The sequence below is a fragment of the Streptomyces sp. UH6 genome, assembly GCF_013421635.1.
In the GTDB taxonomy this organism is placed as follows: Bacteria; Actinomycetota; Actinomycetes; order Streptomycetales; family Streptomycetaceae; genus Streptomyces; species Streptomyces abyssomicinicus.
On record NZ_JACADT010000639.1, the window covers coordinates 1 to 3,348 of the forward strand.

The window sequence follows — 3,348 nt, forward strand, 5'->3', positions numbered from 1 at the left end:
GGACGACGTGTGGGTGCTGGTCGGGGCCGGGGTGGCGGCAGCCCTCGGGCTCTGGCTGCTGATCCTCGCCCTCACGCCCGGGGTGCGGGGCATCCTGCCCATGCGGCGCGGCAACCCGGACGTGCGCGCCGGACTGGACCGCAAGGCCGCCGCCATGGTGCTGCGGGACCGGGCGCTGGAGGTTCCCGGGGTGCGGTCGGTGCGGGTGAGGATGCGCCGCCGGAAGGCCGACGTGCGCGTGGCCGCGCACTTCAGGGAGATCGACGAGGTCGACGCGGACGTCCGGCACCGGCTGGAGCAGGCGGTGAGCGGCCTGGGCCTGTCGCAGCCGCCGTCCCTCGCCGTCCGGGTGCGGCGTCCCGAGCGGAAGAAGGGGTGAACACGGTGCTGCGGATGGTCAACCGGGTGCTGCTGGGGCTGATCGGTCTGCTGCTGCTCGCGACGGGCGGATCGGTGCTGGCCATCGGGCTCGGCGCCCCCTCGCCCGGCTGGTGGATCCACCGGGACCGGCACGACGTCCTGCTGACCGCCGCCGAGCGCACCAAGTGGCGGGACCAGGGCTGGTGGTGGCCCGTGGTCTTCACGGTGCTCGCGCTGCTGGTGGTGCTGACCCTGTGGTGGCTGACCCGGTCGGTGCAGCGGCACCGGCTGGCGGTGGTGCGGGTCGACACCGGCGACGACGAGGGCGCGGCGCTGCGGGCCCGCGCGCTGGAGGGTTCGCTCGCGGCGGAGGCCGCGCGGCTGGAAGGCGTGGAGCGGGTCCGGGTACGGCTCACCGGGCGGCGCCGGGCCCCGCGGGCCCGGGTGCGGGTGCGGCTGGAACCGGACGCGGATCCCGGGCGCACGCTGGACACCCTCACCTCGGAGACGCTGGCCCACGCCCGGGCCTCGGTGGGCCTGACCTCGCTCCCCTCGGAGATCCGCATGCGGGCCACCGGGCACCGCTCGGAGCGGGTGACCTGAGAGGGGGAGGGACGGGGGATCCGCGCCGCGGACCCCCCGCCACCCGCCGCGGCCTCCGCTCGCGCCGGGGGTCAGAAGCCGCGCCGCACTCCGCCGTCGACCGGGACCATGATCCCCGTCAGGTAGGAGGCGGCGGGCGACAGCAGGAACGCGGCCACCCGGCCGAACTCCGCCGGCGTCCCGTACCGGCCCAGCGGGATGTGCGACTCGTTGGCCGCCCGGGTGGCGGCCGGGTCGGCGGAGAGCGCGTCCAGCTCCCGCACCCGGTCCGTGTCGATCCGCGACGGCAGCACGCCGACCACCCGGATTCCGCGGGGTCCCAGCTCGTCGGCGAGCGACTTGGCGAATCCGGCCAGCCCCGGGCGCAGCCCGTTGGAGATGGTCAGCCCGCCGATCGGCTCGTGGACCGAGGCGGAGAGCACCAGGCCGATCACACCGCCCGCGCCCAGCTCCGCGGCGGCCGCCCGGGCCATCCGCACGGCCCCGAGGAACACCGTCTCGAACGCGCCGAGCCACTGCTCGTCGGTGTTGTCGGCGGCCAGCCCGGCCGGCGGCCCGCCCACGCTGATCAGCACGCCGTCGAACCGGCCGAAACGCTCACGCGCCGTCGCGATCAGCCGTGCGGGGGTACCGGGATCGCCGTTGTCGGCGGCGACACCCACCGCGTTCGGCCCCAGCTCCTCGGCGGCAGCGGCCACCGAGGCGTCGTCCCGGCCGGAGACGACCACCTTCGCGCCGTCGGCGACCAGTTCACGCGCGGTCGCGTTGCCCAGTCCGCGGGAGGCGCCGGTGACGACGTAGACACGGTCCTTCAATCCAAGATCCATGCCCCCATCCTGCACCCGGCGGTGCGGTCAGGCGGTGGCCGGGGTCGCGCTCTCCCGCGTGGCGTCCTCGCCGCCGTCCTCGCTCCCGCCCTTCCCGGAGGCCTCGCCGGCCTCCTCGCGCCGCTCGCGCAGCTCGCGGCGGACCAGCACCACCCAGCCGACCGGCACCCCGGCGGTGAACAGCCACCACTGGACCGCGTACGCCATGTGGTTGCCGATGCTGTCGTGGTCGGGGCCGGGGACCAGCTCGGGACTGCCGTCCACCGGTGCGGGGGAGACCAGCTCCACGTACCCGCCGAGGACCTCGGCGCCCAGCCGCTCCGCCTCGCCCTCGCTGCTGATCAGCATCACCTGCCGGTCGGGCAGGTCGGAGAGGTCCTTGATGCCGCTCTCCGCGGTGGTCTGGTCGGCCATCAGCCGCCCGGTCACCGTCACCTCGCCGGCCGGCGGCGCGGGGATCTCCGGGAACTCCGTCTGCCTGCCGTCGGCCGGCACCCAGCCGCGGTTGACCAGCAGGTACCGCCCGTCGTCCAGGCGCAGCGGGGTCAGCACGTGGTAGCCGACCCGGTCGTCGGCGTTGGTGCGGCGGCGCACCACCACCTCGCGGTCGGTCTCGAAGACGCCGCGCGCGGTCACGTGCCGGTAGTACAGGTCGCGGTCGATCCGCGCGCCGGGCCGGGTCAGCGAGCCGACCGGCACCGCGGCGGTGTCCAGCGCGTCCTCGATGCGCTGGTTGGAGGCCACCCGGTCCCAGTGACGGTGCCACTGCCAGAAGCCCAGCTCGATCATGGTGGGAACGAGCGCCAGGGCGACCAGGGTGACGATCACCCATTGCCGGGTCAGCAGGAAGCGGTACACACGACGACGGTAACAACCGCCGTGTCCCGGTCCTCCGTCGGCCCCGGCCGCCCAGGGCCGGTCACACCCGGTCGACGATGCCCGCCTTGCCGTCCGCCCTGGCGCAGTGGGCGCCGCAGTACCACTTGCCGTCGGCCTCCACGCCCTGGCCGATGACCTGCACCCGGCAGTGCTCGCAGATCGGGGCCATCCGGTGGATCGCACAGGCGAAGCAGTCGAAGACGTGGACGGCGCCCTGTGCGTGCACCTCGAACGTCATGCCGTAGTCGTTTCCGCAGACCTCACAACGTGCCATGGGCCACAGCGTGAGCCGTCCGGGCCGCCCGTCCCGGCAGCCGGACCGCGCGCCGCCGGTGGTTCACCCGTCCGCCGGTTCGACGTCCCCCAGCAACTGGCCGAAGGCCGCCTCGTCCACCACCGGGGTGCCGAACTGGCGGGCCTTGACGGTCTTGGAGGTTCCCGAATCGGGGTCGTTGGTCACCAGCAGGCTGGTCAGCCGGGAGATGCTGCCCGCCACGTGCAGGCCGGCCTCGGTGGCCCGGTCCTCCAGCAGCTCGCGCTCCACCGAGGTGTCGCCCGAGAAGGCCACCCGCATGCCCTGCCTCAGCCGCCCGCCCGGCACGTAGCGGCCGGGGTTCGGGAAGGGGCACGGCGGGCGCTTCTTCGAACGGTTCCACGCCGTCGGGCGGTACCCCCCGGC

General features: G+C 74.9%; 6 protein-coding genes. 2 read left to right on the forward strand and 4 right to left on the reverse strand.

Features of this window, described 5'->3' with window-relative positions:
- Positions 1–379 (forward strand): DUF6286 domain-containing protein (locus tag HW445_RS23460; RefSeq protein ID WP_257231246.1); only part of this gene is annotated, 379 nt, incomplete at its 5' end.
- Positions 376–963, forward strand: coding sequence for an alkaline shock response membrane anchor protein AmaP (gene amaP, locus HW445_RS23465; protein ID WP_180222940.1), 588 nt, complete (start codon positions 376–378; stop codon positions 961–963). The genes HW445_RS23460 and amaP, both read left to right, overlap by 4 nt.
- Positions 964–1,034: 71 nt before the next feature.
- Here the strand turns inward: amaP and HW445_RS23470 are convergent, their stop codons facing one another.
- From HW445_RS23470 to HW445_RS23485, 4 genes are all read right to left on the reverse strand, one after another.
- Complete coding sequence (locus HW445_RS23470; protein ID WP_180222941.1) at positions 1,035–1,790, reverse strand: SDR family oxidoreductase; 756 nt, start codon at positions 1,788–1,790, stop codon at positions 1,035–1,037.
- 27 nt (positions 1,791–1,817) lie between these two features.
- Positions 1,818–2,648, reverse strand: a complete 831-nt coding sequence (locus tag HW445_RS23475; RefSeq protein ID WP_180222942.1) for an SURF1 family protein — start codon at positions 2,646–2,648, stop codon at positions 1,818–1,820.
- 61 nt (positions 2,649–2,709) lie between these two features.
- Positions 2,710–2,943: a hypothetical protein gene (locus tag HW445_RS23480; RefSeq protein ID WP_151775618.1), complete on the reverse strand. Its 234-nt coding sequence runs from the start codon at positions 2,941–2,943 to the stop codon at positions 2,710–2,712.
- Between the two features lie 63 nt (positions 2,944–3,006).
- A partial coding sequence (locus HW445_RS23485) for a BRCT domain-containing protein (protein ID WP_306673349.1) occupies positions 3,007–3,348 on the reverse strand: 342 nt, incomplete at its 5' end.